The sequence below is a fragment of the Rhodoblastus acidophilus genome (assembly GCF_900187365.1).
In the GTDB taxonomy this organism is placed as follows: domain Bacteria; phylum Pseudomonadota; class Alphaproteobacteria; order Rhizobiales; family Beijerinckiaceae; genus Rhodoblastus; species Rhodoblastus acidophilus.
This window is the reverse complement of the sequence record NZ_FYDG01000003.1, coordinates 158,986-185,354: the sequence shown is the minus strand read 5'-3', so window position 1 is coordinate 185,354 and position 26,369 is coordinate 158,986. Positions and strand designations below refer to the sequence as shown.

The window sequence follows — 26,369 nt, the reverse complement described above, 5'->3', positions numbered from 1 at the left end:
TTTTTCTTGTTTTTCAATGTTTTGACTTGATGGTTTCCCGTAGGTAATGACGTTCGGTTAATGCTGGGAAAGCCTGTTTATTTACTTGCAAGGCCGGGACAGAGTTAATTCAGGGGTTCCTTACGTCAATCTGGCGGCGAAATCTTGACTTCGCGCCGTCGCGAACCATCTCTGCACTGGGTCCGCGCCGCGCCCCTGCCGCCCGGAAACCCGAAATGGCGCGGGAGGCCCGCATGACTCTGGAACAAACCGACAAGCCGCATCCGTCCGACGGCGGCAGGCGGAGCGACATGTCCGCCGTCGATCACGCCGCGCTGATGGAGGCGGTGCGGCGGCTGGAGCGCAACAGCCTGGCGCTGCGCCTGGCGAATCTGGTGGGGCGGCAGGTGAGTTTCGCCACCCAACTGGTGCCGGCCCGCGCGGCGCAAGTGGTCGGCAAGGCGGCCGGCGCCGCCATGCGCGTCGCGCTGCGGGCGGCCTTCGCCAGCCTGAACGGCGCGCCGGTGCGCGACCGCGTCGGCTTTCATCGCGCCATGGTGGCCGCCTCCGGGGCGGCGGGCGGCGCGCTGGGCCTCGCCAGCCTGCCGGTGGAGCTGCCGGTGAGCACGGCGCTGATGCTGCGCGCCATCGCCGACATCGCCCGCGCCGAGGGCGAGGATCTCAGCCAGCCGGAAACGGCGCTGGCCTGCCTGCAGGTGTTCGCGCTCGACGGACGCGGAGCCGAGGCCGAATTGTCCGAATCGAGCTATTTCGCCCTGCGCGGCCTGATGGCGCGCAGCGTGACCGAAGCGGCGCGGTTCGTCGCCAGCCGCGGCCTGATCGACGAAACCGCGCCGGCGCTGGTGCGCTTCACCACCCAGGTCGCCTCACGGTTCGGCGTGGTGGTCAGCCAGAAATTTTTGGCGCAGGCGACGCCGGTGCTCGGCGCGCTGGGCGGCGCGGCGGTCAATCTGGCCTTCATCGAGCATTTTCAGTCGCTGGCCAAGGGCCATTTCACCGTGCGGCGGCTGGAGCGCAAATATGGCGAAGCGCTGGTGAAGGCGGAATACGCCCGCATCGCGGCGGCGCGCGATCCCGACGAGATCGTCACGCCGGCCGCGTGAGGCCGGTCAATCCGCGCCGGCGTCGAGACGCAGATCCTCGAACACTTGTTCGCCGCGCAGCCAGCGCGTCTCGGCGTCCGGGTCGGTCAGCGCCCGTTCGAGGCCGGTGAGAAACTCGGCGGCGCCCCCGTCGAGTCCGCGCTCGCGCAAGGCTTCCTGCAGCGCGCCCTGCACCAGCACGCGCACCGTCTTGTGCGCGGCGGACACCGGCGTTTCGACATCCTCGCCGCGCGCCGCCGCTTCGCAGGCGGCGCGGTCGAAGGCGACATGGCCGCGACAGGCCAGCGTGCGCGCCGCATAAATCGCGCAGGCGCCGTTGATGATGAACGGACACAGCATCGTGGAGGCGAAGCGCGCCTGCTGGTCGAGGCCGCGCGTCTTGGCGTTGAAGGCGGCGACGCGGGCGGTGAAATCGACGCCATAGGCGGCGAAGGCCGAGGCGGTGATGCGCAGGAAGCGCGCGGCCAGAAAGATCTCCGGCGCGGTGGCGGCGACCTGCAAGGCGCAACAGGCGGCGCAGCCGCGACAGCAGGCCGGCTCCGGCTGGCCCTCGCTCTGGATTTCGGCGTTGCGATCGAACAGCTCCGCCGCCTGCGCGGCCAAAACCTCGATCAGCCGGGGATCGCAGACGCCCTCGGCGGAGCGTCCGGCGCGGATGGTTTCGCCGAAATTTTCGCGCAGGGCGGCGAAAAAGGCTTCGGGGCTATTCTCCTGGGCTTCGGTCATCGGGCGCGCTCCGGATGGCCCAGCGGATACAGGCCGGCCTGGAAGGCCGCGCTCATATGTTCCGCCCGCGCGATGGCGGCGCGGGCGGCGGCCGGCTTCAGCTCGGCCGCGGCGGTTTCCTTGAACAGGGCGACCCAGCGGTCGAAATGGGCGGGCTTCAGGTTCAGGCCGAGATGCGGCGCGAACGGCGCGCCCTTGTAGCGTTCGGTGCGCAGGAAGGCGCGCGACCAGAAATTCTGCACGAGATCCAAATGGTTCTCCCAATCGCTGACATGGCTGTCGAACACCGGGCCGATCACCGAGTCCTCGCGCGCCCTGCGATAGAACACCCGCACGAGACGGTCGAGATCGGCTTCGCTGACCTCGATGTCCTCGGACACCGCCTCGGGAAAATCGCCTTCGGCGCGGTCAGGGACCAGCGCGGCGATCTCCGGCGCCGCCCGCGCGGTGCGGCCCTCGACATTGAGCGGCGGATTATATTTGCCGACGAGATCGCGCAGAATGTGGCGGCGCATCCGGGCGTTGTCGCGCGTCATGAAATGGGCGCCGTCGGCGAGCCCGCGCGCCAGCGCCGGCTCCTCCGTCCGCAGCGCGTCGAGGGTCGCCGCGACGTCGTCGCTTTCGCCGATCAGCACGGGAAACAGCCGGTCGCCGACGCGGCGGGTGAGCGCGAACAGGCCCGGCCCTTGCGGCGGATCGGCGAAGGCGAAGCCGCCGAAGCGGACGCCGCCGTCGCCACTGGCCGGAAGTCCGGATTGTCCCTGCGCCTCGGCTTGAGCCATCTCGTTCTCCCTGTAAATCGTTTGCCGGTTGAGCATCTTCCGTGCCAGCGCCGGAGCCGCGCCCGCCCGCGCAAAACGGCCGTTTGCGGCGCGAATTCGCCAGCGATTGTCGCATTGCCTTCGCCGCCGTGACAACCGGACGCCGTATTTTTTGTTGCAGCGCACACTGACGCGGTCCATAAACAGACCACGCTTGCGCGCGCGTCGAACCACAACCAAAAGACTGCCGACTTATCGCGGGCCGGGAGGACGTCCCCCCTCATCGGAGTCTTGATCATGCGCCAACCCCTCGTCCTTCTCGCGGCCGGCTGCGCCGCCGCCCTCCTCTCCAGCGCCGCGAGCGCCGCCGAGCTGAAGACCTACGCCGGCAAGTCGTTTGAATTGCGCGACGTGCGCGGCCTCATCTATTTCACGCCCAAGGGCGACGTTTTCGAGGTCGTGACCACGCTCGACCATCAGGGCCAGCCGTTCCGCGTCGTGTGCGCGCTGAAGGACGGCCAGTCCGCCACGCTGTCGGTTCCCGGCGCGCTCGACGAGGACGCCGCCACCGTGGACATCCGCCGCGACGGCGACCGCCTGCTGGTGATCGACCACACCCGGCAGCGTCGCGCCGACGTGACCCCGCCGAACGGACGGCGCGCCAACTGACCCTTGCCGCGCCGAAGCTCCCCTCCCATGTAAAACGGGAGGGGGGTTGGACATGGGCGTCACCGTCATCCAGCATGTGCTCAAGCGCCTGCGCGACATTGGCGTCGCGCATGTGTTCGGCGTTCCCGGCGATTACGCCTTTCCCGTCAACGACGCCATTTGCGCCGATCCCGATCTCGACTGGATCGGCTGCTCCAACGAGCTGAACGCCGCCTATGCCGCCGAGGGCTACGCCCGGCTGCGCGGCGTCGGCGCGCTCTGCACCACTTACGGCGTCGGCGAGCTTTCCGCCCTCAATGGCGTGGCCGGCGCCTATGCCGAGCATTTGCCGGTGTTCCATCTGGTCGGCGCGCCCAATATCGCGATTCAGGAATCGCGCGCGCTGATGCACCACACGCTCGGCACCGGCGATTACGACCTGTTTCGCCGCATGTCCGAGCCTGTCGTCTGCGCCCATGCGGTGATGACGCCGGAAAACGTCGCCTATGAGACCGAGCGGCTGATCGCCGAGGCGCTGTACCACCTGCGCCCCGTCTATATGGCGTTTCCCGCCGATCTGGCGACGCGGCCGGTCGCAGGGGAATCCCGACCGATCCAGCCGCCGCAGAGCGAAGCCGAGGCGCTGGCCGAGGCGACGGAAGCCATCGTCTCGGCGCTGGCGGCGGCGGAGCGGACCTGCGTGCTGCCGGGGCTGCTGGTGGCGCGCGGCGGCTGCCAGCCGGCGATGCGGGCGCTGCTCGACGCCACGGGCCTGCCGTTCGCCACCATGTTCATGGACAAGTCGGTGCTGGACGAGACACATCCCGCCTATGTCGGCATGTATGACGGCGCGCTGATGCAGCCGGAGGTGCGCGATTTCGTCGAAAGCGCCGACGTCATCCTCGCGGTCGGCGCGCTGATGACCGATTTCAACACCGGCGCCTTCACCGCCCGGCTCGATCCCAACAAGACCATCTGGGTCGGACGGCATCGGGTGCGGGTCGGCGCCAAAACTTTTTACAATGTCGAAATGGCCGATCTGCTGGCGGCGTTGACCGCCCGCCTGCCCCACCGCGACTGGCCGCGCCTCGACGCGCGCTCGCTGGGCGACATTGAGGGCGCCGGCGACGCGCCGATCGACGCCACCGCGCTGTTTCCGCGCCTCGCCGGTTTTCTGCGCGAGGGCGACATTGTGGTGGCCGAGACCGGCACGGTGTCGATGGGCCTGGGCTTCGCCCGATTGCCGGCCGGCGCCAATTTCTACAATCAGACGCTGTGGGGCTCGATCGGCTGGGCCACGCCGGCCGCGCTCGGCGCCGCGCTGGCCGCGCCGGAGCGCCGCACCGTGCTGATCACCGGCGACGGCTCGCATCAAATGACGGTTCAGGAGATCGGCGCCTTCGCGCGCTACGGCGCCAAGCCCATCGTCCTCGTCATCAACAACAAGGGCTATCTGATCGAGCGGCTGCTGTGCAAGGATCCGGCGAGCGTCTACAACGACATCGCCCCCTGGCGCTACAGCGCCCTGCCCGCCGCCTTCGGCTGCGACGACTGGCTGGTGGCGCGCGCGACCAATTGCGCCGAGCTGGACCGGGCGCTGGCGGCGGCCGACGGCGCCAACAGCGGCGCCTATATCGAGATCGTCACCCCCGGCGACGCCGCCTCGCCGCTGGCGATCCAGTTTCACAATGCGCTGACGGCGCTCTACAGGTAATATGGCCGCGCTTGGCTGCGCGCCGCCGCCTTCCCATCTGACGGGAAGACCCGGAGGCCCGCGCCATGGGCGCCAGACATCCTCTGCATCACGAAAGCTGGCTCGCTTATCACATCGAGGCGCGCGCGTGGTTGCGCGCGAAAATTCCCGCTTTCGCGCGGCGCGCCTGGTTAAGGTTTCGGATTCCCTTCATGCTGCTGGCGGCGCTGGCCGCCGCCGCCCTGGGCTTGTGGCTGACGCAGCAGGCGCGCCTGCTGTCGGCGCAACAGACGCCGCTGTCCCTGCCCGCGCTGGAGCCGATCCCCGACCTGACGCCGCACACCGAACTGCCCGCGGGCGAATCGTCGGTTCCCGCCGTGCCGTCGAACCTGAAGCCGGCGCCCGCCTCGCCCATCCTGCCGGAGCTTGCGCCCGCCGCCCCGCCGTTGGCGCGGCCCGCGCCGGCCTTCGGGCCGATCGAAATTCCCAAGCCGCCCGAACTCGACCGGGGCGGGGGAAAGCCCCGCGCCGTCGCGCCGGGCGAAGGCGGCGGGCGGCAGGCGCCGCCGCCCCGCTTCTAGCGCGCGCGATGAGCGTCCGTTCGCCGAACACGCCTCAGCTTTTTGTTTTGGCGCATATTTTTCCGAAAACCGCGCCCGCTGTTGCGGATTATGCCCGCGCCAGGGTGACGCCGACGTCTTATTGCAGGTTGCGACGCAGCCGCACGCATTGCAGCTGCGCCAACACCTGGGCATGGGCGTCGGGAGTCGATTCGTCGCAAAAGAAGAAAGTCGGGCGCACGTCGAACGCCTCGCACAAGGCCCGCAACCGGACCGCGCTGACCCGCTCCGCGCCGGCTTCGTAACGCTCGAATGTGGCAAAATCGGTTGCGATCGCCGCCGCGGCTTCGGCGACGGACAGCCCCAGCCACTTCCGCCGCAAAGCAATGCGCTTTCCGACATAAGCGTCGACTGGATTCGCCATGGCGCGCGCCACTCCGGTTTGGAGCCGTAGCAGCGAGCGTGTTCCCAAACAGCCGACGCTGGTCTTGGGACGTCTCAGGCTCGAAAGACCCCGTTGCAGATTCGGCGGGCTGGAGCGCGTCGCCATCTCCCGTAACGTTTAGTTTACGGACGGGAGATCCCGGAAGTGACTCAAGTCATGCTCAAGCCACTTGAATTGATCCTCCGGCGTCAGTTCGGCATGGACCCGTTTGGCGGCGCGCCGGTATCTTCCGCGCGACTGGACCTCAGGCCTCCGAGCAGCGCGCGGATCGCCAGTTTGACATGCTCGGTCGCCGCCGGGGCGCCGTCCAAATCCGGTTCGGCCAGTTTCAATTCGGCGGCCGCGTAATATAAATCGATGAAAGCGCGTTCAATCGCCGCGCGAAGCTGTTCTGACATGGTGCCCCCCTCGTACAAACGCCCGGCGGGCCGTGACACCAACCCTGCGGTTGCAACGCCGTTTTTCCTGAAGATTTGGTTGGTCCCCGCGGCCGGCGCAATGGCGTTGGCCGCGTATTTCCCCTTCACGGCGGCGCGCGATCCGGCGATAAGACTTCCGTCCGCGCGGTCGCGCGCAACAGATCGGAACCTGACTCCTGATGGACTCGCTCTCTCTTTCTCCCCTGGCCCTGTTCCTTCAGGCGGGTCTTGTCGGCAAATCGGTGATGGTGGTGCTCGGCCTCGCCTCGGTCTGGTGCTGGGTGCTGATCGTCGAGGCTTTGTTCGGTCTGTCGCGGCTGTCGCGGGCTTTGCGCGACCCGCGCTCGCCGCTGCTGGCGCCGGCCGACGCGCTGGGCGCCGAGGAAGCGCGGATCCAGATCGCCGGGGAGACCGTTTCGGAGCGCCGCGCCCGCACGACGGAAAAACTCACCCGCGCCCATGTCGAGCTGCTGATGAAGGCGGAGGGCGGACTGTCCAATCTGGCGGTGATTTCCTCCGTTTCGCCCTTCATCGGCCTGTTCGGCACGGTCTGGGGCATTATGGCGAGCTTCGTCGGCATCGCCGCCGCCCACGACACCTCGCTCGCCGTGGTGGCGCCGGGCATAGCGGAGGCGCTCGCCGCCACCGCTTACGGGCTGGCCGCCGCCATCCCCGCCTCCATCGCCTATAACCGGCTCGGCGCCGCCTTTTCGACGGTGGGGCAGAAGCTGGTGCATCGCGCCGCCGACCGCGCCGCCGAACTCTGCCGCTGAGGAGGCGACCATGGCCGGCGCGCCCCAACACCAGAACGGAAGGCCGGGCTTTTTCCGCCCGCAGGCCGAAATCAACGTGACGCCGCTGGTGGACGTCATGCTGGTGCTGCTGATCATTTTTATGGTCACGGCGCCGCTGCTCGCCACCGGCGTCAAGGTCGATCTGCCGCAATCCAGGGCGGCCAAGCCGCTCGACCCCAAGGAGCCGGTGGTGGTGGCGATCGACCGCGACGGCCACATCGCGCTTGGCGCGGAACAGGTCGAGCGCGCCGATCTGGTCGCGCGGGTGAAGCTGAAGCTCGGCGACGACCTCGGCCATCTCGTGCATATTCGCGGCGACAAGGACGCGGCGTTCGGCCAGATCGTCGCGGTCATGGACGACCTCGCCCATAATGGCGTGACCCATCTCGCCATCGTCACCGACAATGCGCGCAAGCCGGTCGAACCGGCGCCGAAATAGGCTTCGCCTCCGACGCGCGTCAGGATTTGGGCGGCATTGTGGGCGCGCCGTCGCGTTGCGCGGGCAGCATCCGTTCGAGCGCGCCGTCGCGGCGCACGGCCTCATGCCAGATCGCGGCGCCGACATGCAGCAGCAGCAGGGCGTAGAGCGCCCATTGCAGGAAGCCGACATGTGCGAGGAAGGCCGCGTCCATGGTCGACTCCGTCTTTTCCGCGAACCCCGGCAGATCCAGGACGCCGAAGAAGGAAATCGGCCGTCCGGTCGCCGCCGACATAATGTAGCCGGACAGCGGCAGCGCGAGCAGCGTGAGGTAGAGCAGCCCATGCGAGGCGGCGGCGGCGGCTCGCATCCACGCGGGCGCCTTGAGGTCCGGAACGCCGTGGCGCGCGCGCCAGACCAGGCGCGCCACCACAAGCGCGAAAATGGTGATGCCGAACGACTTGTGCAGGGTGAACAGCAAGCCGCGCGTCGGCGCGTTGTCGGGCATGTTGTACATCACCCAGGCCAGCGCCAGCGTGGCGAACACCAGCGCCGCCGTCAGCCAGTGCAACGCCTGCGCCATGGTGGCGTAGCGCGCTCCCGCCTGGGGCTGCGCCGCTTTATGCGTCGGTTCGGAAGATGCCGCGTCCATGTCTCGCCCCCTCTGTCGGCGACTCCAAGACGCTGGCAAGACGCGGCGCCCCGCCGGCGGGTTCCGCCGCGCCCCGCATTCGGCGAGTCGAGCGGGGCGAGCTGACAGAAATCTTACAAATTTCTCCCGCGCGCATGACCCCTTTTGCGGCGCGGGCGCCTATAAGCAAGAAGGACCAGAGTGGAAAAGCCCTGGCCGAACAAAAATATCGGGAGTTTGACGATGACGTGGACCGTTCCGGAAGCTTGCGAAGTGTGCGTCGGCATGGAAGTCACCAGCTATATGTCGGCCGAAATCTGAGTTTTTCGCCATTCCTCCAGGCGCCGCCCGGCCCTTCGAAAGAAGGGACCGGGCGTTTGTTTTATGGCAGAGTGTCAAAAAAAAACATTGGGAGGAACGCATGGGACTGAAGGAGGCTTTCGCGGCCGCCGCGTGCTGGCTCGCCCTGCCTGCGGCGCTTGCGCCCGCGCTGGCGGCGCCGGTCGGCGAAACCGTGGCGGACGAACAGGGCGTGCTCAATCCGGAAGAGCTGACCGTGCAATATTGGGCGGCGCGCGCCGAGGACGGCCGCTTCGATCCGGGCATGTGCATGTATGGCTACCCCATCGCCAAAATGGGCTGGCATGAGCCGGCGCGGAAGATTTTCGAACGCTGCGCCCAGCACGGCAATCCCTACGCCATGCCCTGGGCGGCCTGGACCGAGGAGAATGGCTACGACCGGCCGCCGGACCCCGCGGCGGCGGCCGAGTGGGACCGCAAGCTGGCGGAAACCGGCTCGGCGCTGGGGCAACTGAACTATGGCCTCGACGTGCTGCGCGGCCATGGCGTTCCGCGCGACCCCGCGCTCGGCAAGGCGCTGGTGGACCGGGCGGCGGCGGCCGGCGAGCCCACCGCGCGCGACCTCGCCGCGCATGATTACGACCCGGCCTCGGTCACCCCGACCGCCGATCTCGCCCATTATCGTCAACCTCAGTTCTGAGAGTCGCCATGCGTATCGCTTGCGTCCTAATGCTGTCCCTGCTCGCCGGCGCCGCGCGCGCCGATGAGGCGGGCGAACTCAACCCGAACCAGCTCAGCGTGGACTATTATGTCGGCAAGGCCGGGGCCGAGAAACTCGACCCGCATCTGTGCGCCTATGGCGTGTTCATGGACAAGACCGGCCAGCACGAGGAGGCGCGCAAGATCTTCGAGCGCTGCGCCAACGAAGGCAATGACAACGCCATGCCCTGGATGTCCTATATGGAAGAAAACGGGTTCGAGCGCCCCGCCAACCCGATCGCGGCGGCGGACTGGGACAAGAGGCTGGCCGACCGGGGCTCATCGCTCGGCGCCTTCAATTATGGGCTGGATCTGTTGCGCGGCCATGGCGTCGGGCGCGACGAAAAGCTGGGCCGCGCCATGATCGACCGCGCGGCGGCGGGCGGCGACGTCACCGCCCGGGAGCTGGTCGCGCATGGCTACGACCCGGACTCGGTCACGCCCGGCGCCGACCGCGCCCGCTATCGCCAGCCGCAATTCTGACGCTCGGCCTGCGCGACGGGGAGAGAAACGCCGTCACGCCTCGCCCGCGTCGCGGTGCAACAGCCCTTCCAGCGCCGCCCGCAGCTGTTGCGAGGTCACGGGCTTGTGCAGCATGGCGAAACCGCTCGCGGCGATTTCCGCGATGCGCTCCCGCGCGGTGTCGCCGGTGAGAATGATGGTCGGCGCGGGCCTCACCTGCGCCAGCCGCTGCGCCGCCGACAGTCCGCTGATGCCCTGCCCCAGGCTGTAGTCCAGCAGGCGCAGGGCGAACGGGCCTTCCGCCTCGACCAGCGCCAGCGCCGCCTCGCCGTTTTCCGCCGTCGCCGTCTGGTAGCCCCATTCCTGCAACATGCGCTCCAGGCCTTCGCGCACGATGGAATTGTCCTCGACGATCAGCACGCGGCCCTGGCCCGGCCGGCGCGGCTCCGGCTGCGGCGCCGCCGGCGCGGCGGGCGGGGCGCAGGCCGGCAGAGTCAGCGAGAACCGCGAGCCCCGCCCCGGCGCGGAGACGAGTTCGACCGCGCCGTCCATCAGCCGCGCCACCCGCGCCACGATGGCGAGGCCGAGCCCCAGCCCCTTGTTCATGTCGCGGCCGGGATTGTCGAGCTGAACGAATTCCTGAAAAATATCCTCGGTCCGGCCGGGCGCGACGCCCACGCCGGAGTCGATCACGTCGATGCGGACGCGCGCGCCGCGACGGCGGGCGCCGAGCAGCACGCCGCCTTCAGGCGTATAGCGCAGCGCGTTCTCGATCAGGTTGCGCAAGGCGCGCTCCAGCAGGATGGCGTCGGCGCGCACCGCCAGCGTCGGCGCGACGGCGCGAAATTTCAGGCCGCGCTGCGCGGCCTTGGCCGCATATTCCCCAGACAGCCGGGCGATCATGCCGGCCAGATCGACCGGCTCCGCGTTCGGCGCGATCACGCCGGCGTCGAGGCGCGAAATGTCGAGGATCGAGGTGAGCAGGTTGGAGAGGCTGTCGAGCGCCGCCTGCATGTGCTTGACCGTCTCCGCCGCCCGCGGCAGGTCGCGCGTGTGCCGGCCCATCATCGCCAGATAGAGCATCAGCGCCTGCACCGGCTGGCGAAGGTCGTGGCTGGCGGCGGCGAGGAATTTCGACTTGGCCCTGTCGGCGCGCTCGGCCTCGCTCTTGGCGGCGAGCAATTGCTCGCGCGCGTGCACCCGCGCCGTGACGTCGAGAATGGTGACGAAGGCGCGCCGCGCGCCCTCGCCCTCCGGAATGGCGGCCGAGCTTTCAATCCAGCGGACCTGGCCGTCGTCGCCGATCACGCGGGCCTCGATGACGGGCAGGCGCAAGGTCTGGGCCTGCACGACGCGCGGCTGGTCCTCCGGCGGCACATGGGCCAGCAGTTCGACCATACATTCCTCAGAGCCGTCCGCTCTGGGCTGATACCCGATCACTTCGGCGAAATTCTCGGCGCGGCGGACTTTGCCGTGGACGGGATCGACCTCGACATAGGTCAGGCCCGCCGCCGCCATCGCGCAGCGGAGCCGTTTCTCGCTGTCGCGCAACTCCTGCGCCACCAGCACGAGGGGATTGCGGACGCTGCCGACGACGATGGCCTTGTACAGCACATAAAAGGCGAACAGCTTGATGACATGGCCGGCCTCGGACAGCGCGTCGTCCATATTGGGCGCGTCGTAGAAGCAGAAGCACAGCTCCATCGCCGCCGCCGCGACCAGCGACATGCGCAGCAGGCGAAATACGTCGGCTTCGAACAGGGCGCGGCGACGATGCAGCAGCGCCAGCGCGACAAAATCCAGCGCGATGATGACGAATTCGCTGCCGATCTTGAACGGGGTGAGCCCCTTGCCGGGGATGAAGCAGACCGGGAACGTCCGGGTGTAGAAAATCGCCAGCAGGAAGCCGCATGTGGCGAGCAGGCAGGCCGCGAGCACCGCCGCCGCGCTCACATGGCGGCGGGCGGTGAGCGCCAGCAGGCCGATCACGACCGCGCCGGATTCAAGATAGCGCGCCGCGATCCACAGCTGCGGCGAATAATAGTCGTAGTCGGTGAAGATCGGCATGCCCTTGAAGGCGAGGGCGTGCAGCAGGTCGATCACGCCGACGAACACATAGGCGACGCCGACGATGGTGAGAAAATTGTTCCGGCTGATGTCCGACGTGCTGCTCAGCACCAGAAAGATGTTGAAGCAGACGCAGGCGGTGAAGAACTCGACGCCGGTGTGAAACAGAAGGTAATTATAGCCGACGGTCAGATGCGCGCCGATGATTCCGAACGTCAGGGCCAGCCATTCCCCTGCGCTCAGGGCGCCCAGGGTCGCGGTCGCTTCGCCGAAACGCGATAGCCAGGGCCACCGGGCCAAAGGCGAAGAAGCCGGGGGCGACGAGTCTTGAGGCGCAGAGGACACGAGGCTCCTTTCCGATCTCACGAGGCGCGGCCGCTGGCGCCTCAAGGTGAAATTCCAGACGCCCAGGCTGCGCCTCGCAATCGCGAAGCGGCCGCCCGGTCCAAGAACCGCGCGGCCCCAACCGCCGCCCTCAGGACGTGAGCGCGTCGGCCTTGATGGCTTCCTCGCTGGCGAAGCGCGTCACGGTCTTGCCCTTGAAGGTCACGCTTTCCAGCCTTAGCCCCGCCTTGTCGGCGCAGGCGTCGGCGCGCAGCTTCAACTCGCCGTTCTCCACGCTGACCCCGAGCGCCGCATAGGCCGCCGACATCATGCGCGACGCCGCGCCGGTGTACCAGGCCCAGCCGCCCCGGCCCTCGTAGCCCGGCCCATCATAGACGTCCGCCGGCTGCTGGTGCGGCGGCAGGCCGTAAAGGTCGATTTTCTCGGGCGAGGTTTTTGTCAGCGGCGACAAGGACATCCACACTTCCACGGCGCGCGTGAAATAGCGGGAGGCCTCCTTCGCGTCGCCCTCGGCGGAGGCGCGTTCGCCAAGCCGCGCCAGCGCGTCGACGAACCACGACGCGCCATGGGTGTATTGCCCGCCATTCTCGCGCACGCCCGGCGGGTAGTCCGCGCTTCGGCCCGGGAACGGCTTGGAGGTTTCGTCATAGGGCGGCGTCACCAGCAGCACGCGGTCGCCCTTGTCGAGCGCCTCCAGCGCATGTTCGAGCGCCTTGCGGCCGCGCTCGCCCTGCGCCGCGCCCGACAAAGCCGGCCAGGCCGAGGACATGGCGCCGAGCGCCAAAAACTCCTGGCCGTCGTCGGCGAAGGCGCGGACATAGCGGTCGCCGCGCCAGCAGGCGTCGAGCGCGAAATGCAGCACGTCGGCGCGGGCGGCGTAATGGTCCGCCAGTTTCTCCTGTTTTTCCGAACGCAGCAGCGCGGCGAAGCGGGTCAGATTGTCGTAGAGGAAGAAGCCCATCCACGCGCTTTCGCCCTTGCCGCGGAAGCCCACGAGATTCATGCCGTCGTCCCAGTCGCCCGCGCCCATCAGCGGCAGGCCATGGGCGCCGAAATGCGCCAGGGCGCGGTCGATCGCGCGACGGCAGTGCTCCAGCAGGCTCGCCGTTTCCGGCGAAGGCGTCGGCGCGATGACATGGCCCTCCACCCCGGCCGGAACCGGCGCGCCTTCGATGAAGCCGACCTTTTCGTGCAGGATTCCCGCATCGCCGGTCACGGCGACATAACGCAGCGTGACATAGGGCAGCCACAGATGCGGATCGGACGCATGGCTGCGCTCGCCGATGCCGACGCCGCCTTCCGGCGCCTCATGCCACCATTTCAGCACGTCGCCGCAGACGAATTGCTGGCTGGCGTGCAGCAGGATTTGCCGGCGCGCGATCTCCGGCGCGCGGGCGATGAAGGGCAGCACGTCCTGCAACTGGTCGCGATAGCCGAAGGCGCCCGACCGCTGCGCCGGGCCGGTGCGGCCCCAGAGACGGGCGGTAAGAGCCTGATAGGGCAGCCAGTCGTTGACCAGCCGGTCGAAGCTGGGATTGTTGGTTTTCACCCGCAGCGTGGACAGCAGGTTCGACCAGAACGTGTCGAGCAGCCCGCGCTTCTCGTCGGCATAGGCGAGCGTCGCTGCACGGCGGGCCAGCGCCTGCGCCGTCTCGAATTCGCGCGCCGCGCCCAGCACGAAGGCGACGCGCTCGGAGGCGCCGGGCGCGACCTCGACATAGCCGGCGAACCCGGCGGCGCGACGGCCGTCGTCGGCGGCGCCGCCGTCGGCATGGCCATGTTCGGCCAGGAACGGCACGCGCGGATCCCGGCTCTTGCGCCCCAGGATTTTGGCGCGGCAGGTTTCGGTGTCGTCAGCGTCGAGCGAGAAGGCGGCGAATGCCCAGTCCTGCACGAAGCCGTTGCTTCCATTGCGGAAATACACCGCCTGCCCGGTCTCGTCGACCTGCGTCTCCAGCGCGCCCACCGCATCGGCCGGGGTTTCCGCCAGCACGATTTCCGCCACCGGCGCCACGCGATAGCACTGGCGGCGGTCGGTGCGGTTGGTCAGGGTCAAAACCTGGATTTGCACGGCGTCGTCGGGGGCGACAAACACCTCCTGGCGCAGGTCGAGGCGCGGATTTTGCGCGGTGAAGACCGCCGCGCCCACGGTGAATTCGACGTTATAGCGCGTGTCGGCGCGGCGCAACGGCAGCAGGGTCGCGCCGAAAACCTCGCCGGTCTCGCGCTCGACCACATGAATCGCCTGCGCCGGCGGGGCGTTGCGGCCCTCGCCGATGCGGAACGGCGTCACGCTGTTAGCGCGGGCGTTGCGGAAGAACGAGAAGATTTCGCCGTCATGGGTGACCACGGCGCCGAAGCCGGCCGGATTGGCCAGCACATGCGAATAGGGGCGCGGCGCGCCGGGCGGCGTCGTCAGCGTGCGGCCGTCCTCGGAGAAGGCGAAGCGTTCGCCCTTCGGCGTGATCGGCGGCGCCAGCACGCGGCGGCGGGCGAAGGCGGCGTCGAAATTTTCGGGGATGTCGGCGGCGAAGGCCTTGGCCAGCGCGCGGGCGGCGAGGCGTTCATCCTCGGCCCAGCCGTCGGCGAACAGGATTTCCGTCACGCCGTCGGCGGGCAAGTCCACCTCGACCATCAGCGCCGCGCACGGATCGAAGCCATACAGCAAGCCCTCGTCGGCGGGATCGCGCAACGCGAGGTTTTGCAGCAAGGCGTCGGGGTCGCGGCGCTGGCCGAGGCCGAAGAAGCGCGCGCGCACGTCCTCGTAGCCGACGAGGCGCACGCCCTTGCGCTCGTGAACCGCGTGATAGGCGATCTCGCGCGACAGCCGTTTCGCGGCGAAATCGCCGGTCTGGTTCTTGAGCAGGCGGTTGCGGAACAGCAGCGCGCCGAGGCCGCGCACAAAGGTCGTGCCGACATGCAAGGCGTTATAGGCGGCGTCGCGGCGCTCCACGCCGCCCTCGTTCATCACGAGGTCGCGATAGCTGCAAATGCGGAATTTTCTCGGCAGCGCGCCGGTGTTGGCGATTTTTAAGCGGGTGAGCGCCAAAGCCTCGCCCTCGACCATTTCGATCCGGGTTTCGCAGCGCAGGCCGTAGATTTCGCCGCGCGCCTGCGCCAGGGTCGGCGACGTCGCCTCCAGCGCGCCGAAGCCGACGCGGGTCGGCGCGGCGGTCAGCGACCACAGGTTTCCGCCTGAGGCGTCCTGAGTCCCGCTCGAGGGCTCAAGAAAATAGAAGAAGGCGCCGCGCGGCAGCATCGGATCGTCGGGCGCGCGGGTCATGTCGACAGGCGCGCCGCGCCGGGCCGCGCTCTCGACGCGGTAATGGCCTTCGCCGCTGCCGTAGAACTCCAGCGTCAGCAGGCCATTGGCGATCTGCTCGCGGGCGCCCGACGCCTGCGGCTTCGGCCGCATCAGCAGGAACAGGCCGAGCGCGGCGGCAACGCCGAGCGCGGCCAGCGCATAGCCGAGCGCGAGATCGACCAGCGGCGGCATCGGCGCGCGCGCCGCGATTTCGGCGCCGCTCCAGGCCTTGTCCCATTCGGCGCCGCGCGGGATGTAGAACGGAATCAGCAGCGGCGCCCAGGTGCCGAAGCGGCGGATGGCTTCGGGAATGGCGCGGGCGTTGCCGCGCGCGCCGAGGAAGCGCGCGGCGGCGCCGTCGGCCATGTCGCCGCCCACGAAGGACAGGTTGACCAGGGTGGCGACGCGCAGGCCCATGTGATCGAACCAGATCAGCACGCGCAGCCAGTCATAGGTGAGCAGCGCGGTGAAGATCGCGAGGCTCCAGTCGCGGAATTGCCCGTCGGGAAGCGTCGCCGCCATCACGCTGGCGACCGCCGAGCGAACGAGGCCGTCCTGATTGTACCATTGCGGATCGGGCGCGACCTTCAGGAAGGCGTAGATGATCGGCGCCATCCACAGGCCCCAGCGCAGCACCACCACCGCATTGTCGGCGAGGCCGCTCAGGCCTTCCATGCTGAACAGCCGCTTGATTGGCGCCGTGCTGCGCGTCAGCAGCGCGGTGAGCAAGAACAGGTTGACGCTGAACAGCGGCGCGGCGAACACCCACTGGATCACGCCGGACAGCGATTCCAGATAGAACAGCTTGACGCCGCCGGTGACGATTCCGAGGTCGGTCGCACCCCATTTGGAGAAGAACGGGGTGATCACATAATGCGTGTCGGCGCGCCCCGCCGCGAGATTGTTGATCGCCACATGCTCGCGGAAATGCGCCAGCACGACCTCGAGCTGGCCCTGGTCGAAATACCAGCCGATGGCGCCGCCGAGCACGCCGCCGAGCAGCACGCCCAGCGCGTAGGGACGCCAGGGACGCGGGCGGGCGCGCAGGCCGGCGCCGATTTCTGCGAGATCTGCGTAGAGCAGCGCCGCGACATAGGACGCCGCGCCGATGGCGAAGCCCAGCCCGAACCGCTCGGCGGCGCCGGCGGCCGGAAGGGCCTGAGAGAAAGCGTAGAACATGCCGGCGCCGGCCACCGCGCCGGCGGCGTAATTGGGCGCGGCGCGATAGGCGGCCAGCAGGCGCCTGGGGAAAGGCGGGGTGGCGTCGGTCGATTCCAGAATCGCGCGGCCCATCGGGAACAGCGCGGCGCCGAGCGCGGCGGCGGCCAGCCAGGCCGCGACGCCCGAAAACCCGTTGAGCGCGTCGCCGAACGCCTGCGGCGCCTGCGCCAGCGCCGCCGCCGTCAGCAGCAGCGCCATGAACACGCCGCCAAACATCGCGCCCTTGGCCGCGCCGGAGCGCAGCGTCGCCTCAAGCCGCGGCGCGACCGGCGGCGCGCCATGCAGAATGTCGCCGAGCACGGAGGTGACGAGATAGACCTCGCCCCACAGCCCGGCCTGCGCGAGCGCCGCGGCCAGCGCGGCGGCGACAATGTCGAGCGGGGTCACAAGATGCGCCACCAACGCGGTCGTGCCGAATTCGGCCAGGATGGGCGTCGCCGCCGCGCCGGCCGCCGCAACGAGCAGCAGCGCGTGCAGGCGCGGGTCGCGCGAGGCGCGGCGGCCCATGGCGAGGCAGGCGCCGAGCACAAACGCCTCGTTGACGACGAACAAAGCCGCGCCGCGCAAGCCGGCCAGCGCGACGGACGCCGGAAGCGGCAGCGCCGCCGCCGCCCTGTCGAACAGCGGCGAACCCAGCGCCAGCAGCAGGTTGAACACGAAGGGCAGCGCCAGCAGCGCGAGGCTGACGGCAAAGGCGGGACGCCGGCCCTCCAGCGAAAGGCCGCGCAGGGCGACGGCGAAATAGAGCACGATGGCGAGGCCGGCGCCGATCGGCGTCATCTGGAACAGGTCGGCCAGCGTTTGCGGCGCCGCCCAGATTTTGAGCTGCGGCGCGCTGGCGAGGCCGAAGGCGAACAGGGCGAGGCCGTCGAGCCCGAGATGGCCGAGGCGCTCCCGTTTGCCCGTGACGGCGATGGCGAAGCCCTGCAGCGCCAGGGCGCCGAGCGCGGCCGCGACGCCGGCGTTCTCGGCGCCGCCCTCCAGCAGGCGGCTGAGCGCGAACACCAGCGCGAAGGCGCTGAAGGCCCGCAAGGCGCCGAGCGCGGGAGGAGAAACTCTTGCTACGCTCGCCTGTTGTGCTTTCGCCATATCGCCGGGGCCTGTCTCGAATCGCCGGAAATTTCACCCGGCCGGTGAACCCGATGATTAAACAGGCCGGGTGAAACATTCAACCGTCGCGCGGCGGCGCCATGCGCGCCGGCCCTTGCGCATCCGGCCGCGCACAGCCTAAAAGCTGCGGGAAACCGCCCCGCCCCGCCCGAAAAGGGCGCCTTCCCGCCGGAGCTTCGCCGCCCGAATGTCGTTGCTGCTGATCTTTCTCGCCGGGCTCGCCGCCGGTTTCATCAACGCGCTGGCGGGCGGCGGATCATTTTTGACCTTCCCCTCGCTGATCGCCGCGGGCCTTTCGCCCATCGCCGCCAACGCCACCAGCACGCTCGCGTTGTTCCCGGCCCAGGTCGCCACGACGTTCGCCTATCGCAAAACGCTGCGGCAGTCGCTCGACGATCCCCGCATCGACGGCCACAAGCTCGCCTGGATTTCGCTGGTCGGCGGCCTGTTCGGCGCCATCCTGCTGCTTTCGACCTCCGAACAGGTGTTCGCGAAACTCGTCCCCTTCCTGCTGCTCGGGGCGACGCTGGTGTTCGCCTTTGGCATGTTCATGCCGAAGCAGACCGACAAGCCGCTGCTCGGCGCCGCCGGCGTGCTGACGGCGCAGGTGTTCGTTGCGATCTATGGCGGCTATTTCGGCGGCGGCATCGGCATTTTGATGCTGGCGGCGCTGACGCTCTACGGCCTGCGCGACATCTTGCTGATGAACAGCCTGAAAATGGCGCTGGCCACGCTGATGAACCTCACCGCCACCGGCGTATTCCTGTTTTCCGGCAAGATTTATTGGCTGGAGGCCGTGGTGATGGCCGCCGGCTCGATCGCGGGCGGCTTCCTCGGCGCCCATGCGGGGTCGCGCATCAAGCCGCTTTATGTCCGGCTTTTCGTTATCTGCATCGGGCTGGTCCTCAGCCTGCATTTTTATCTGAAAACCCTGTGAGGTCGCCATGTCGCTGATGCGTGAAGTGTTTTTCGAGGGCGCCGGCGGCCCGGAAGTGATCCGGCTGCGGCAGGCCGAAATCCCCGCCCCGGCGGCGGGACAGGTGCTGGTGGAGGTGGTCGCGGCGGGCGTCAACCGGCCCGACTGCATCCAGCGCGCCGGCCTTTACCCGCCGCCCCCCGGCGAGAGCCAGATTCCCGGCCTTGAAATCGCCGGGCGCATCGTCGCGCTGGGCGAAGGCGTCGAGACGCTGCGTCCCGGCGACGAGGTCTGCGCTTTGGTCGGCTCGGGCGGCTACGCCGATTATTGCGTGGCCGAGGCCGCGCTCTGCCTGACGAAACCCGCGCCGCTGTCGCTGATCGAGGCGGCCGGCGTTCCCGAGACGTTTTTCACCGTTTACGACAATGTGTTTACGCGGGGCGCGCTGCGTCCCGGCGAGATTTTTCTGGTTCACGGCGGCTCCAGCGGCATCGGTTCGACCGCCATCCAGCTGGCGAAACATTTTGGCGCGCGGGTGTTCGCCACGGCGGGTTCGCCGGAGAAATGCGATTTCTGCCTCGGCCTCGGCGCCGACGTCGCCATCAACTATCGCGACGAGGATTTCGTCGCCGTGGTGAAGGAAAAGACCGGCAAGAAGGGCGCGAATGTCATTCTGGATATGGTGGGCGGCCCCTATCTGCAGCGCAATGTCCAGGCGCTGGCGCCTGATGGACGGCTGGTGCAGATCGCCTTCCTGCAGGGATCGAAGGTCAAGGATTTCGATTTCATGAGCGTGATGCTGAAGCGGCTGACGCTGACCGGCTCCACGCTGCGGTCGCGCCCGCTGGCCGCCAAGGCCGCCATCGCCTCGGCGTTGCGCGAAAAAGTGTGGCCGCTGCTGGATTCAGGCGCCGCCGCGCCCCGGCTGCACGCGACTTTCCCTCTCGATCAGGCGCGTCAGGCGCACGAGCTGATGGAAAGCTCGGCGCACCTGGGCAAGATCGTGCTCACCACGGGGCGCTGAACCCGTCAGTTCAGCCCGCTCTTCTGGCGGCGGGCGTCCTCGACCAGGCGTTCGAGGACGCACTGGAAATCTTCGGCGGCGGTGGCGCGAGCGATGCTCTCTCGCGCGCGCAACGCCTTGCGCCGCACGCTTTCATAGCGGAAGACGCCGTCAAACGGGCCGGTATAGGCGACGTCGCACCCGGCTTCCGCCTTGGTCAAGGCGACATCGAGATTGCTGGTCTGAAACACCGGTTGCGCCATGATCCACCCCACCTTTTGGCATTGGCGACAGCGTGACTCTTAGCGACGAAGGCGGCTTTCAGAAACTCAATAAAATTTGATCGGATCGCGGAAATTTCCGCGGCCGGGCGTCTTGATATCGCGGCCGCTCCCAAGCGCGGAGCGGCCGCTGCAAGACGCGGAGCGGCCGGGCATGGCGTTCCCTTGCCGCTTTCCCGCTTGGCATTTTCTCAACTCGCATTTTCGCGCCTGGCGTTGTCTCACCTGGCGTTCTCTTGAGCGAAGGCCCCAGCCAGCATCATCAGCATGCGGCGCTTTTTGGGATCGGCGATGCGGCGGAAGTCGGCCAGCAGCAACCGGCCCTCGTCCTCAATCGAGAGATCGCCGCCGGGCGGCGCCGATCTGCCCCCGTCATTGAGGCCGACGAAGAAGTCCGCCGGGCTGGCGCCGAGCACGTCGCACAGGCGGCGCATGTCGTCGACGTTGAGACGCTCGCGGCCGGTCTCGAGCCGCTCGAGCCGGTCGATGCTGAGGCGGCCGGCGCGCACCAGTTCTTCCGGCGACAGTCCCCGCGCCTCGCGCAGAGTCCTCAGGCGACCGCCAACATGTTTATCGATGGGATTGATGTCAGGCATCATGGTTACTCTCAACTCGCTGTCGAAAGCAGATCTCGGGCCGGGACTCAACAGAGTTTCCGTTTCAGCGCGCCGATATGCGTCGCCGATTAACCAAAGAACTTGGCTTTTCGTTTTTATCGTGAAGCAAAGCTTCCATGAGCCGACCATATTCGAAACATTATTCACCGCAACTTAATCGTATTTTAATCGTGAATTTCAACATATTCTGACGTACGGAATCAGCATTACTTTGGTTAGTCAGATGACCAACGGAATCTATTACGCACGTAAACTTAAGGATTGCTGACGCGTTGCATGGGAGACGCGGATGCGCGCCGCCAAACCGACGGTCGAAACCACACCCGCGCCCAACGAAGCGCCTGGACCTCCGGCCCAGGCGTCGCCAGCTTATGCGCCGGTCCAGTTGGGCGGGCGCTTGGCGAGAAACGCCTCCATGCCCTCCTGAAAATCCTGGCTGCGGTAGCACATCACCACCAGATCGGCGCCGGTCTCCATCGGCGGGCGCAGGCGCAGCAGCGCCTGTTTGGTGGCCGACAGCGTCAGCGGCGCATGGCCCGCCACCGTCTTCGCCAGTTCCTCGGCGCGGGCCATCAGCGCCTCGGGCGCGACGATCTCGCCGACCAGCCCGAACATCCGCGCTTCCTCGGCGCCGATCAGCCGCGCGGTGAAGATCAGGTCTTTCACCCGCGCCGCGCCGATCAGATGGACGAGACGGCCGTAATTGGCCACCGACAGGCAATTGCCCAGGGTGCGCGCGATGGGGAAGCCGAATTTGGCGTCGCTGGCGGCGAGACGCAGGTCGCAGCAGGCGGCGATGGCCGCCCCGCCGCCGGTGCAGGCGCCGGCGATGGCGGCGAGGGTCGGAACGCGGCACTGCTCCAGCGCCGACAGGATGCGCTCGATCTTGGTTTCGTAGTCGATGCAGTCCTGGTCCGAATTCAGCGCGCGGAATTCGGCGATGTCGGTGCCCGCCGCGAAAGCTTTTCCGCCGGCGCCGGAAATCAGCAGCGCCTTGACGGTCCTGTCCTCATTGACCCTGAGCACCGCCTGATAAAGATGCTCGTACATTTCAAACGTCAGGGCGTTGCGCGCCTGCGGCCGGTTGAAGACGAAATGGGCGATCTCGCCGCGCTGTTCGTACAAGGTGATGTCGGTCAAGGAGGGCTCCCATGGTTAATGGAATGCTTCTAGACCATGATTCTGCGCCGCGAAACCGGGGGTCCTACCCTCCGGGATAGTCCTGCGTCGGCGTGTGGCGGGGACGCGCGATCCGCACGCCGCGCGCCTTGAGATCGCGCAGCGCGACATAGATCATCGCCGTCATCAGCGCGTCGGAATGGGCGTCGTGCTGGTTGAACAGCGGCAGGCCCAAATCCCTCAAAATGCTGGAAAACTTCAGATCGACCTGGGTGCCGGGCGGCGCGTCGCCATATTTCAGGCCGTAGTAGATGTTCGACACTTCCACGGTCTTGTTGGGCAGTTCGACGCCGATCAGTTCGGCCACATGCTTGTTGAGCATGTCCAGGTCGAAGGCGATGTAATAGCCGACCAGCGGGCGCCCGCCGATGAAACGCAGCAGGTCCGGCAGCACCTCGTTCATGATCGGGGCCTGCGCCACATCCTGCTCGCGCAGACCATGGACCTTGATCGCCTCCGGCGAAATGGCGCAGCGCGGACGGGTGATGGCGCGAAAACTTTCGCTGGCGAGAATCTGATCGTCCTTGATGCGGATCGCCGCCACCGAAATGATCTCGTCGCGCCCGCGGTCGAGGCCGGTGGTCTCGCAGTCGATCGAGACATATTCGCCCTCGGGGCCGGGCTCGAACAGGAACATGTAGGAGCGGTCCTGCAACGCCACCCTGTCCATCTGCCGCATCAGCCAGCGCAGCATGTTTTTCGCCTCAGAACATGTTGAGGTTGAAGCGGCGGCGCACCAGATCGCGCAATTGCTTCACTTGCTGGAACGAGTCGCGCAGCAGGTCGCGGTCCATGCTGGTCAGCGCGCCGGGCCGGTACAGGTTCGAGGCGTCGGAGGCCGCGAGCTGCGCGTCGAGCCGCAGCGTCAGCAAATAGTCGAGCGCCTGGGCGAGCCCTCGCGCGAAATCCTCCTTGAGCAGGCCCTTTTCCGCCAGTTTGGCGAGGCGCTCGAACGTATTGGTCTCCTCCAGCCCCTGTTCGATCGCCAGCGCGCGCACGCCGTGGACGATGGGGAAAATGCCGCCTTTCTTGACGTCGAGACCCTCGCCGCCAGCCAGTTTCAGATTGTTGAACAGACCGATCGGCGGCTCGAACGCCAGCACCGCCGCGGCGAAGCGGGCGAGGAAAACGCGCTCGCCGCGCGCCTTTTGCAGCAGCGCCCATTTAGCGTCCAGCAGCAGCGTGGCGTCGCCGGCGACCGCCGTCGCGTCATAGAAAATCGCGACATTCATCGCGGAGTCATTGTCCGGCGTCGCCGTCCAGCGGCTGAAATCCGCGACATATTCATCGACGGTGCGCACCCACAGCGGATTGCTGACCATCACATGGCCCGGACAGGGCGGAAAGCCGAATTTTTGGAGCGCGGCTGAGAATCTTTCGCGGAAATTGTCGAGCAGGCTGCGGTCGAGCGGCTCCGCCAGGATCAGGCCGTTGTCCTGGTCGGTGCGCACTGTCTGCTCGCCGCGCCCCTCGCTGCCCATCACGATCAGGCAGATTTTGCCGGCGATTTCCGGCGGGCAGGTCAGCTCGAACAGTTTGGCGAACAGACGGCGGTTGAGGTCGGAGACAATTTCCGCCACCACCTGCACCTTCACCCCCTGACGGCGCAGCGGCTTGATCTGATCGGCGATCTGGCGGGCGGCGGCGGCGAGTTCGTCGAGCGTGGCGGCGCGGTCGATGCGGTTGGAGACCAGTTGCGAATTGCCGGCGAAATGGCCGAGCAGGTCGATGTCCTCGACAATGCCGACAAAAGCGTCGTCCTGCCGCACCACGACGCGGCGCTTGTTGTGCTTGGTCATCAGCAACAGCACATGCGAAACGAAATCGTCGGGCGTCACCGCGACCAGATCGAAATGGGCGATGCGTCCCACCGGCGCGTCGGTGGCCATGTCCTTGAGGATCACCGCCTTGGCGAGATTCATGCCGGTGACGATGCCCATCCGCTCGCCGTCGCGCACCAGCAGGGCGTTGCAGTCGATCGCCTGCATTTTTTCGCCAGCCGCCTTCAGGCTTTCGGTCGCGGAGATCACCACAGCCGGCGCCATCTGCAAATCGCGCACCCGCGCGTGCATCAGCGAGCTGAACTGGCTGGATTCGCTCTCGCCGGCCAGCGCGTCGAGTTTTCGGGTGATGTCGAGATAGAAGAAGGCGCCGAAGCGCGGATTGGCGTTGATCAGACGCACCAGTTCGGCGCGCGGCGCGATGGCGCAGAGGGTTTCTTCCGTGGCGACGAAGGCGCTGACGCTGGCGCCCTGCACCACCGCGCGCGCGTCGAAGAAATCCTTGGGGCCGAGCATGGCCACCGGCTCGCCCTGCTGGCGCTCCTCGACGCAGCCCTTGACGACGAGATAAAGCCCTTCGGGCTTGGCGCCCTCGGCGAGAATGGTCGCGCCGGGCCGGTAGTAATGGATGTCGAGCGCCGATTGCAGTTCCTCGGCCTCGTCCGGCGTCAACCGGTCGAACGGGGCCGCCGACGTGTCGAGAAGCACGCTCATGGCAAATCTCTGGGGAAAATGTTCCCCCCTCCCCGTTTACAGGGAGAGGGGAAGTTTTCGTCAGTGCGAGGCCGCCCCGGCGGCGCCGATGCCGGTCTGCGAGCGCACATATTGCGGATCGAAACCCGCCTTGTCCTGCCCCGCGCGACGGCTGCGGTCGAGCTTGGAGAACAGCCAGATGCTGAAGAAGGCGATGGCCATCGAGAACAGCGCCGGATTCGAGATCTGGAACGCGGCCGAACCCTTCGCATAGCCCAGCGTGACTTCCCACACCGCCGGCGAGAAGATCACGCCGACCAGCGCCGAGATCAGGCCGAAGAAGCCGCCATAGACCGCGCCGCGCGTGGTCATGCCGCGCCACATCATCGACATCAGCAGCACCGGGAAGTTGCACGAGGCCGCGATCGAGAAGGCGAGGCCCACCATGAAGGCGACGTTCTGCTTCTCGAACACGATGCCAAGGATCACGGCGACGACGCCGAGCACGATGGTCGCAATTTTCGAGACGCGGATTTCGTCCTGCTCGTTGGCGTTGCCGTTCTTGAACACGGTGGCGTAGAGGTCGTGCGAAATCGCCGAGGCGCCCGCCAGCGTCAGCCCGGACACGACCGCGAGGATCGTGGCGAAGGCCACCGCCGAGATGAAGCCCAGGAAGATGTCGCCGCCAACAGCGCCGGCGAGGTCGATCGCCGCCATGTTGTTGCCGCCCTTGATGGCCTCGATGCCCGACTTGCCCTTGGCGATCAGATCCGCGTTGAGGAATTCGGGATTGGTCGAGACCAGCACGATCGCGCCGAAGCCGATGATGAAGGTCAGGATGTAGAAATAGCCGATGAAGCCGGTGGCGTAGAACACCGACTTGCGCGCCGCCTTGGCGTCGGACACGGTGAAGAAGCGCATCAGGATGTGCGGCAGGCCCGCCGTGCCGAACATCAGCGCGAGGCCGAGCGAAATCGCCGACAGCGGGCTGTTGATGAGCGAACCGGGCTGCATGATCGCCAGATGCTTGGGATGGACTTCGGTGGCCTTGGCGAACAAAGCTTCCGGCGAGAAGCCGAACTTGGCCAGCACCATCACCGCCATGAAGGTCGCGCCGGCCAGCAGCAGGCAGGCCTTGATAATCTGCACCCAGGTGGTCGCCACCATGCCGCCGAAGGTCACGTAAACGATCATGAGAACGCCGACGATGACCACCGCATAAGCGTAGTCAAGGCCGAACAGCAGCTTGATCAGCGAGCCCGCGCCGACCATTTGCGCGATCAGGTAGAACGCGACCGTCACCAGCGTGCCGCAGGCCGCCATGATGCGAATCGGCGCCTGCTGGAAGCGGAACGAGGCGACGTCGGCGAAGGTGAACTTGCCAAGGTTGCGCAGCGGCTCCGCGATCAGGAAGGTGACGATCGGCCAGCCGACCAGCCAGCCCACCGAATAGATCAGGCCGTCGAAGCCCGAGCTATAGACCAGGCCGGAAATGCCCAGGAACGAGGCGGCGGACATATAGTCGCCGGCGATGGCGAGGCCGTTCTGAAAGCCGGTGATGCCGCCGCCCGCCGTGTAGAACTGCGCGGCGGAGCGGGTGCGCTTGGCCGCCCAATAGGTGATGCCCAGCGTGAACAGCACGAACAGGGCGAACATGCCGATAGCCGCCCAGTTGGTGGCCTGTTTCTGGGCGCCGCCGGCGATGGCGTCGGCGAAGGCGGGCGAGACCAGAGCGGCCAGCGCGGCGCCGATGGGGAGAGAGGCGAGGCGCATCACTTGCTCTCCTCGACGATCTGACGGGTCAATTCGTCATATTTGGCGTTGGCCCGCAGGACGTAAATGCCGGTGAGGATGAAGGCGGAGACGATCACGCCCAGGCCGATGACGATGCCGACGGTGGTGACGGAACCGGCGCCGAGCGGCGCGCCGAGCAGGTTGCCCAGTTCCTTGTTGAAGGCGACGAGCAGGATGAAGCCGAAGTAGATCGCCAGCATGACGATCGAAAGCGTCCAGCCGAGCGACTTGCGCGCAGCGACCAACGCACGGAATTTCGGATTCTTTTCAATTTCTAACGCACTTGCAGCCATGAAGGCTCCTCCCTGTATTCCAAGACGCGCGCGGGTGAACCTTTTT

At 67.4% G+C, this 26,369-nt stretch carries 25 protein-coding genes; 11 read left to right on the top strand and 14 right to left on the bottom strand.

The features are described 5' to 3' along the window. Positions 1 to 233: 233 nt before the first annotated feature. Entirely contained in the window at positions 234 to 1,103 is an 870-nt protein-coding gene (locus CFB24_RS09150; protein WP_141098405.1) for an EcsC family protein, read from the top strand. 6 nt (positions 1,104 to 1,109) lie between these two features. Here CFB24_RS09150 and CFB24_RS09145 read toward each other — a convergent pair whose 3' ends face one another. Both CFB24_RS09145 and CFB24_RS23600 read right to left on the bottom strand, forming a co-directional pair. Then, positions 1,110 to 1,829 (bottom strand): YkgJ family cysteine cluster protein, encoded by a 720-nt coding sequence (locus CFB24_RS09145; RefSeq protein ID WP_088520293.1) that lies wholly within the window; start codon positions 1,827 to 1,829, stop codon positions 1,110 to 1,112. Further along, entirely contained in the window at positions 1,826 to 2,611 is a 786-nt protein-coding gene (locus tag CFB24_RS23600) for a group III truncated hemoglobin (RefSeq protein ID WP_244593149.1), read from the bottom strand. The genes CFB24_RS09145 and CFB24_RS23600 overlap by 4 nt, the downstream gene beginning before the upstream one ends. A gap of 276 nt (positions 2,612 to 2,887) precedes the next feature. Between CFB24_RS23600 and CFB24_RS09135 the strand changes: the two genes are divergently transcribed. The 3 genes from CFB24_RS09135 to CFB24_RS09125 all read left to right on the top strand — a co-directional run bounded on the left by CFB24_RS09135 (position 2,888) and on the right by CFB24_RS09125 (position 5,512). Continuing rightward, entirely contained in the window at positions 2,888 to 3,259 is a 372-nt protein-coding gene (locus tag CFB24_RS09135; RefSeq protein WP_141098404.1) for a hypothetical protein, read from the top strand. Positions 3,260 to 3,311: 52 nt separating this feature from the next. Then, positions 3,312 to 4,952: an alpha-keto acid decarboxylase family protein gene (locus tag CFB24_RS09130; protein ID WP_088520291.1), complete on the top strand. Its 1,641-nt coding sequence runs from the start codon at positions 3,312 to 3,314 to the stop codon at positions 4,950 to 4,952. 65 nt (positions 4,953 to 5,017) lie between these two features. Beyond that, the gene (locus tag CFB24_RS09125) at positions 5,018 to 5,512 is read left to right on the top strand and encodes a hypothetical protein (RefSeq protein WP_088520290.1); all 495 of its coding nucleotides are present in this window, start codon (positions 5,018 to 5,020) and stop codon (positions 5,510 to 5,512) included. 118 nt (positions 5,513 to 5,630) lie between these two features. Here CFB24_RS09125 and CFB24_RS09120 read toward each other — a convergent pair whose 3' ends face one another. Next, complete coding sequence (locus CFB24_RS09120; protein WP_158255180.1) at positions 5,631 to 5,915, bottom strand: helix-turn-helix domain-containing protein; 285 nt, start codon at positions 5,913 to 5,915, stop codon at positions 5,631 to 5,633. Positions 5,916 to 6,124: 209 nt separating this feature from the next. After that, a complete protein-coding gene (locus tag CFB24_RS22510) occupies positions 6,125 to 6,463 on the bottom strand; it encodes a hypothetical protein (RefSeq protein ID WP_141098403.1) in 339 nt (112 codons plus the stop codon). 71 nt (positions 6,464 to 6,534) lie between these two features. On the opposite strand from CFB24_RS22510, the gene CFB24_RS09110 reads away from it, so the two are divergent. Next, positions 6,535 to 7,128: a MotA/TolQ/ExbB proton channel family protein gene (locus CFB24_RS09110; protein ID WP_088520287.1), complete on the top strand. Its 594-nt coding sequence runs from the start codon at positions 6,535 to 6,537 to the stop codon at positions 7,126 to 7,128. Positions 7,129 to 7,138: 10 nt separating this feature from the next. Continuing rightward, positions 7,139 to 7,588 (top strand): ExbD/TolR family protein, encoded by a 450-nt coding sequence (locus CFB24_RS09105; RefSeq protein WP_088520286.1) that lies wholly within the window; start codon positions 7,139 to 7,141, stop codon positions 7,586 to 7,588. A gap of 19 nt (positions 7,589 to 7,607) precedes the next feature. On the opposite strand, the gene CFB24_RS09100 is transcribed toward CFB24_RS09105, so the two are convergent. Next, positions 7,608 to 8,219, bottom strand: a complete 612-nt coding sequence (locus CFB24_RS09100; protein WP_088520285.1) for a cytochrome b — start codon at positions 8,217 to 8,219, stop codon at positions 7,608 to 7,610. Between the two features lie 222 nt (positions 8,220 to 8,441). On the opposite strand from CFB24_RS09100, the gene pqqA reads away from it, so the two are divergent. The 3 genes from pqqA to CFB24_RS09085 all read left to right on the top strand — a co-directional run bounded on the left by pqqA (position 8,442) and on the right by CFB24_RS09085 (position 9,740). After that, a complete protein-coding gene (gene pqqA, locus CFB24_RS24065) occupies positions 8,442 to 8,519 on the top strand; it encodes a pyrroloquinoline quinone precursor peptide PqqA (RefSeq protein WP_104469644.1) in 78 nt (25 codons plus the stop codon). Between the two features lie 100 nt (positions 8,520 to 8,619). Then, complete coding sequence (locus CFB24_RS09090) at positions 8,620 to 9,198, top strand: tetratricopeptide repeat protein (protein ID WP_088520283.1); 579 nt, start codon at positions 8,620 to 8,622, stop codon at positions 9,196 to 9,198. An 8-nt stretch (positions 9,199 to 9,206) separates the two neighbouring features. Next, positions 9,207 to 9,740, top strand: coding sequence for a tetratricopeptide repeat protein (locus CFB24_RS09085; RefSeq protein WP_088520282.1), 534 nt, complete (start codon positions 9,207 to 9,209; stop codon positions 9,738 to 9,740). Between the two features lie 33 nt (positions 9,741 to 9,773). Here CFB24_RS09085 and CFB24_RS09080 read toward each other — a convergent pair whose 3' ends face one another. Beyond that, complete coding sequence (locus CFB24_RS09080; RefSeq protein WP_141098402.1) at positions 9,774 to 12,131, bottom strand: MASE3 domain-containing protein; 2,358 nt, start codon at positions 12,129 to 12,131, stop codon at positions 9,774 to 9,776. Positions 12,132 to 12,261: 130 nt separating this feature from the next. Beyond that, complete coding sequence (locus CFB24_RS09075) at positions 12,262 to 17,745, bottom strand: GH36-type glycosyl hydrolase domain-containing protein (protein ID WP_088520280.1); 5,484 nt, start codon at positions 17,743 to 17,745, stop codon at positions 12,262 to 12,264. A gap of 208 nt (positions 17,746 to 17,953) precedes the next feature. Between CFB24_RS09075 and CFB24_RS09070 the strand changes: the two genes are divergently transcribed. After that, positions 17,954 to 18,703: a sulfite exporter TauE/SafE family protein gene (locus CFB24_RS09070; protein WP_088520279.1), complete on the top strand. Its 750-nt coding sequence runs from the start codon at positions 17,954 to 17,956 to the stop codon at positions 18,701 to 18,703. 16 nt (positions 18,704 to 18,719) lie between these two features. Further along, positions 18,720 to 19,706, top strand: coding sequence for an NAD(P)H-quinone oxidoreductase (locus tag CFB24_RS09065; protein WP_088520469.1), 987 nt, complete (start codon positions 18,720 to 18,722; stop codon positions 19,704 to 19,706). Positions 19,707 to 19,711: 5 nt separating this feature from the next. On the opposite strand, the gene CFB24_RS09060 is transcribed toward CFB24_RS09065, so the two are convergent. The 7 genes from CFB24_RS09060 to CFB24_RS09030 all read right to left on the bottom strand — a co-directional run bounded on the left by CFB24_RS09060 (position 19,712) and on the right by CFB24_RS09030 (position 26,323). Further along, complete coding sequence (locus CFB24_RS09060; protein WP_088520278.1) at positions 19,712 to 19,948, bottom strand: hypothetical protein; 237 nt, start codon at positions 19,946 to 19,948, stop codon at positions 19,712 to 19,714. A gap of 239 nt (positions 19,949 to 20,187) precedes the next feature. Then, positions 20,188 to 20,565 (bottom strand): helix-turn-helix domain-containing protein, encoded by a 378-nt coding sequence (locus tag CFB24_RS09055; RefSeq protein WP_158255179.1) that lies wholly within the window; start codon positions 20,563 to 20,565, stop codon positions 20,188 to 20,190. 387 nt (positions 20,566 to 20,952) lie between these two features. Then, entirely contained in the window at positions 20,953 to 21,723 is a 771-nt protein-coding gene (locus CFB24_RS09050; RefSeq protein WP_088520276.1) for an enoyl-CoA hydratase, read from the bottom strand. A 64-nt stretch (positions 21,724 to 21,787) separates the two neighbouring features. Beyond that, on the bottom strand, positions 21,788 to 22,456 hold the full coding sequence (locus tag CFB24_RS09045; RefSeq protein WP_088520275.1) for a 3'-5' exonuclease: 669 nt from the start codon (positions 22,454 to 22,456) through the stop codon (positions 21,788 to 21,790). Between the two features lie 10 nt (positions 22,457 to 22,466). Next, the gene (locus CFB24_RS09040; RefSeq protein WP_088520274.1) at positions 22,467 to 24,257 is read right to left on the bottom strand and encodes a DUF294 nucleotidyltransferase-like domain-containing protein; all 1,791 of its coding nucleotides are present in this window, start codon (positions 24,255 to 24,257) and stop codon (positions 22,467 to 22,469) included. A 60-nt stretch (positions 24,258 to 24,317) separates the two neighbouring features. Next, complete coding sequence (locus CFB24_RS09035; protein ID WP_088520273.1) at positions 24,318 to 26,009, bottom strand: cation acetate symporter; 1,692 nt, start codon at positions 26,007 to 26,009, stop codon at positions 24,318 to 24,320. After that, entirely contained in the window at positions 26,009 to 26,323 is a 315-nt protein-coding gene (locus CFB24_RS09030; protein WP_088520272.1) for a DUF485 domain-containing protein, read from the bottom strand. The genes CFB24_RS09035 and CFB24_RS09030 overlap by 1 nt, the downstream gene beginning before the upstream one ends. Positions 26,324 to 26,369 lie beyond the last annotated feature (46 nt).

Coding starts and splice junctions, on each gene's coding strand:
- CFB24_RS09130 (WP_088520291.1), top strand. CDS start 3,312: ATGGGCGTCACCGTCATCCAGCATGTGCTCAAGCGCCTGCGCGACATT.
- CFB24_RS09045 (WP_088520275.1), bottom strand. CDS start 22,456: ATGCTGCGCTGGCTGATGCGGCAGATGGACAGGGTGGCGTTGCAGGAC.
- CFB24_RS09075 (WP_088520280.1), bottom strand. CDS start 17,745: ATGGCGAAAGCACAACAGGCGAGCGTAGCAAGAGTTTCTCCTCCCGCG.
- CFB24_RS09070 (WP_088520279.1), top strand. CDS start 17,954: ATGTCGTTGCTGCTGATCTTTCTCGCCGGGCTCGCCGCCGGTTTCATC.
- CFB24_RS09120 (WP_158255180.1), bottom strand. CDS start 5,915: ATGGCGAATCCAGTCGACGCTTATGTCGGAAAGCGCATTGCTTTGCGG.
- CFB24_RS09060 (WP_088520278.1), bottom strand. CDS start 19,948: ATGGCGCAACCGGTGTTTCAGACCAGCAATCTCGATGTCGCCTTGACC.
- CFB24_RS09105 (WP_088520286.1), top strand. CDS start 7,139: ATGGCCGGCGCGCCCCAACACCAGAACGGAAGGCCGGGCTTTTTCCGC.
- CFB24_RS09100 (WP_088520285.1), bottom strand. CDS start 8,219: ATGGACGCGGCATCTTCCGAACCGACGCATAAAGCGGCGCAGCCCCAG.
- CFB24_RS09065 (WP_088520469.1), top strand. CDS start 18,720: ATGCGTGAAGTGTTTTTCGAGGGCGCCGGCGGCCCGGAAGTGATCCGG.
- CFB24_RS23600 (WP_244593149.1), bottom strand. CDS start 2,611: ATGGCTCAAGCCGAGGCGCAGGGACAATCCGGACTTCCGGCCAGTGGC.
- CFB24_RS09085 (WP_088520282.1), top strand. CDS start 9,207: ATGCGTATCGCTTGCGTCCTAATGCTGTCCCTGCTCGCCGGCGCCGCG.
- CFB24_RS09125 (WP_088520290.1), top strand. CDS start 5,018: ATGGGCGCCAGACATCCTCTGCATCACGAAAGCTGGCTCGCTTATCAC.
- CFB24_RS09145 (WP_088520293.1), bottom strand. CDS start 1,829: ATGACCGAAGCCCAGGAGAATAGCCCCGAAGCCTTTTTCGCCGCCCTG.
- CFB24_RS09090 (WP_088520283.1), top strand. CDS start 8,620: ATGGGACTGAAGGAGGCTTTCGCGGCCGCCGCGTGCTGGCTCGCCCTG.
- pqqA (WP_104469644.1), top strand. CDS start 8,442: ATGACGTGGACCGTTCCGGAAGCTTGCGAAGTGTGCGTCGGCATGGAA.
- CFB24_RS09055 (WP_158255179.1), bottom strand. CDS start 20,565: ATGATGCCTGACATCAATCCCATCGATAAACATGTTGGCGGTCGCCTG.
- CFB24_RS09135 (WP_141098404.1), top strand. CDS start 2,888: ATGCGCCAACCCCTCGTCCTTCTCGCGGCCGGCTGCGCCGCCGCCCTC.
- CFB24_RS09040 (WP_088520274.1), bottom strand. CDS start 24,257: ATGAGCGTGCTTCTCGACACGTCGGCGGCCCCGTTCGACCGGTTGACG.
- CFB24_RS09035 (WP_088520273.1), bottom strand. CDS start 26,009: ATGCGCCTCGCCTCTCTCCCCATCGGCGCCGCGCTGGCCGCTCTGGTC.
- CFB24_RS09150 (WP_141098405.1), top strand. CDS start 234: ATGACTCTGGAACAAACCGACAAGCCGCATCCGTCCGACGGCGGCAGG.
- CFB24_RS09110 (WP_088520287.1), top strand. CDS start 6,535: ATGGACTCGCTCTCTCTTTCTCCCCTGGCCCTGTTCCTTCAGGCGGGT.
- CFB24_RS09030 (WP_088520272.1), bottom strand. CDS start 26,323: ATGGCTGCAAGTGCGTTAGAAATTGAAAAGAATCCGAAATTCCGTGCG.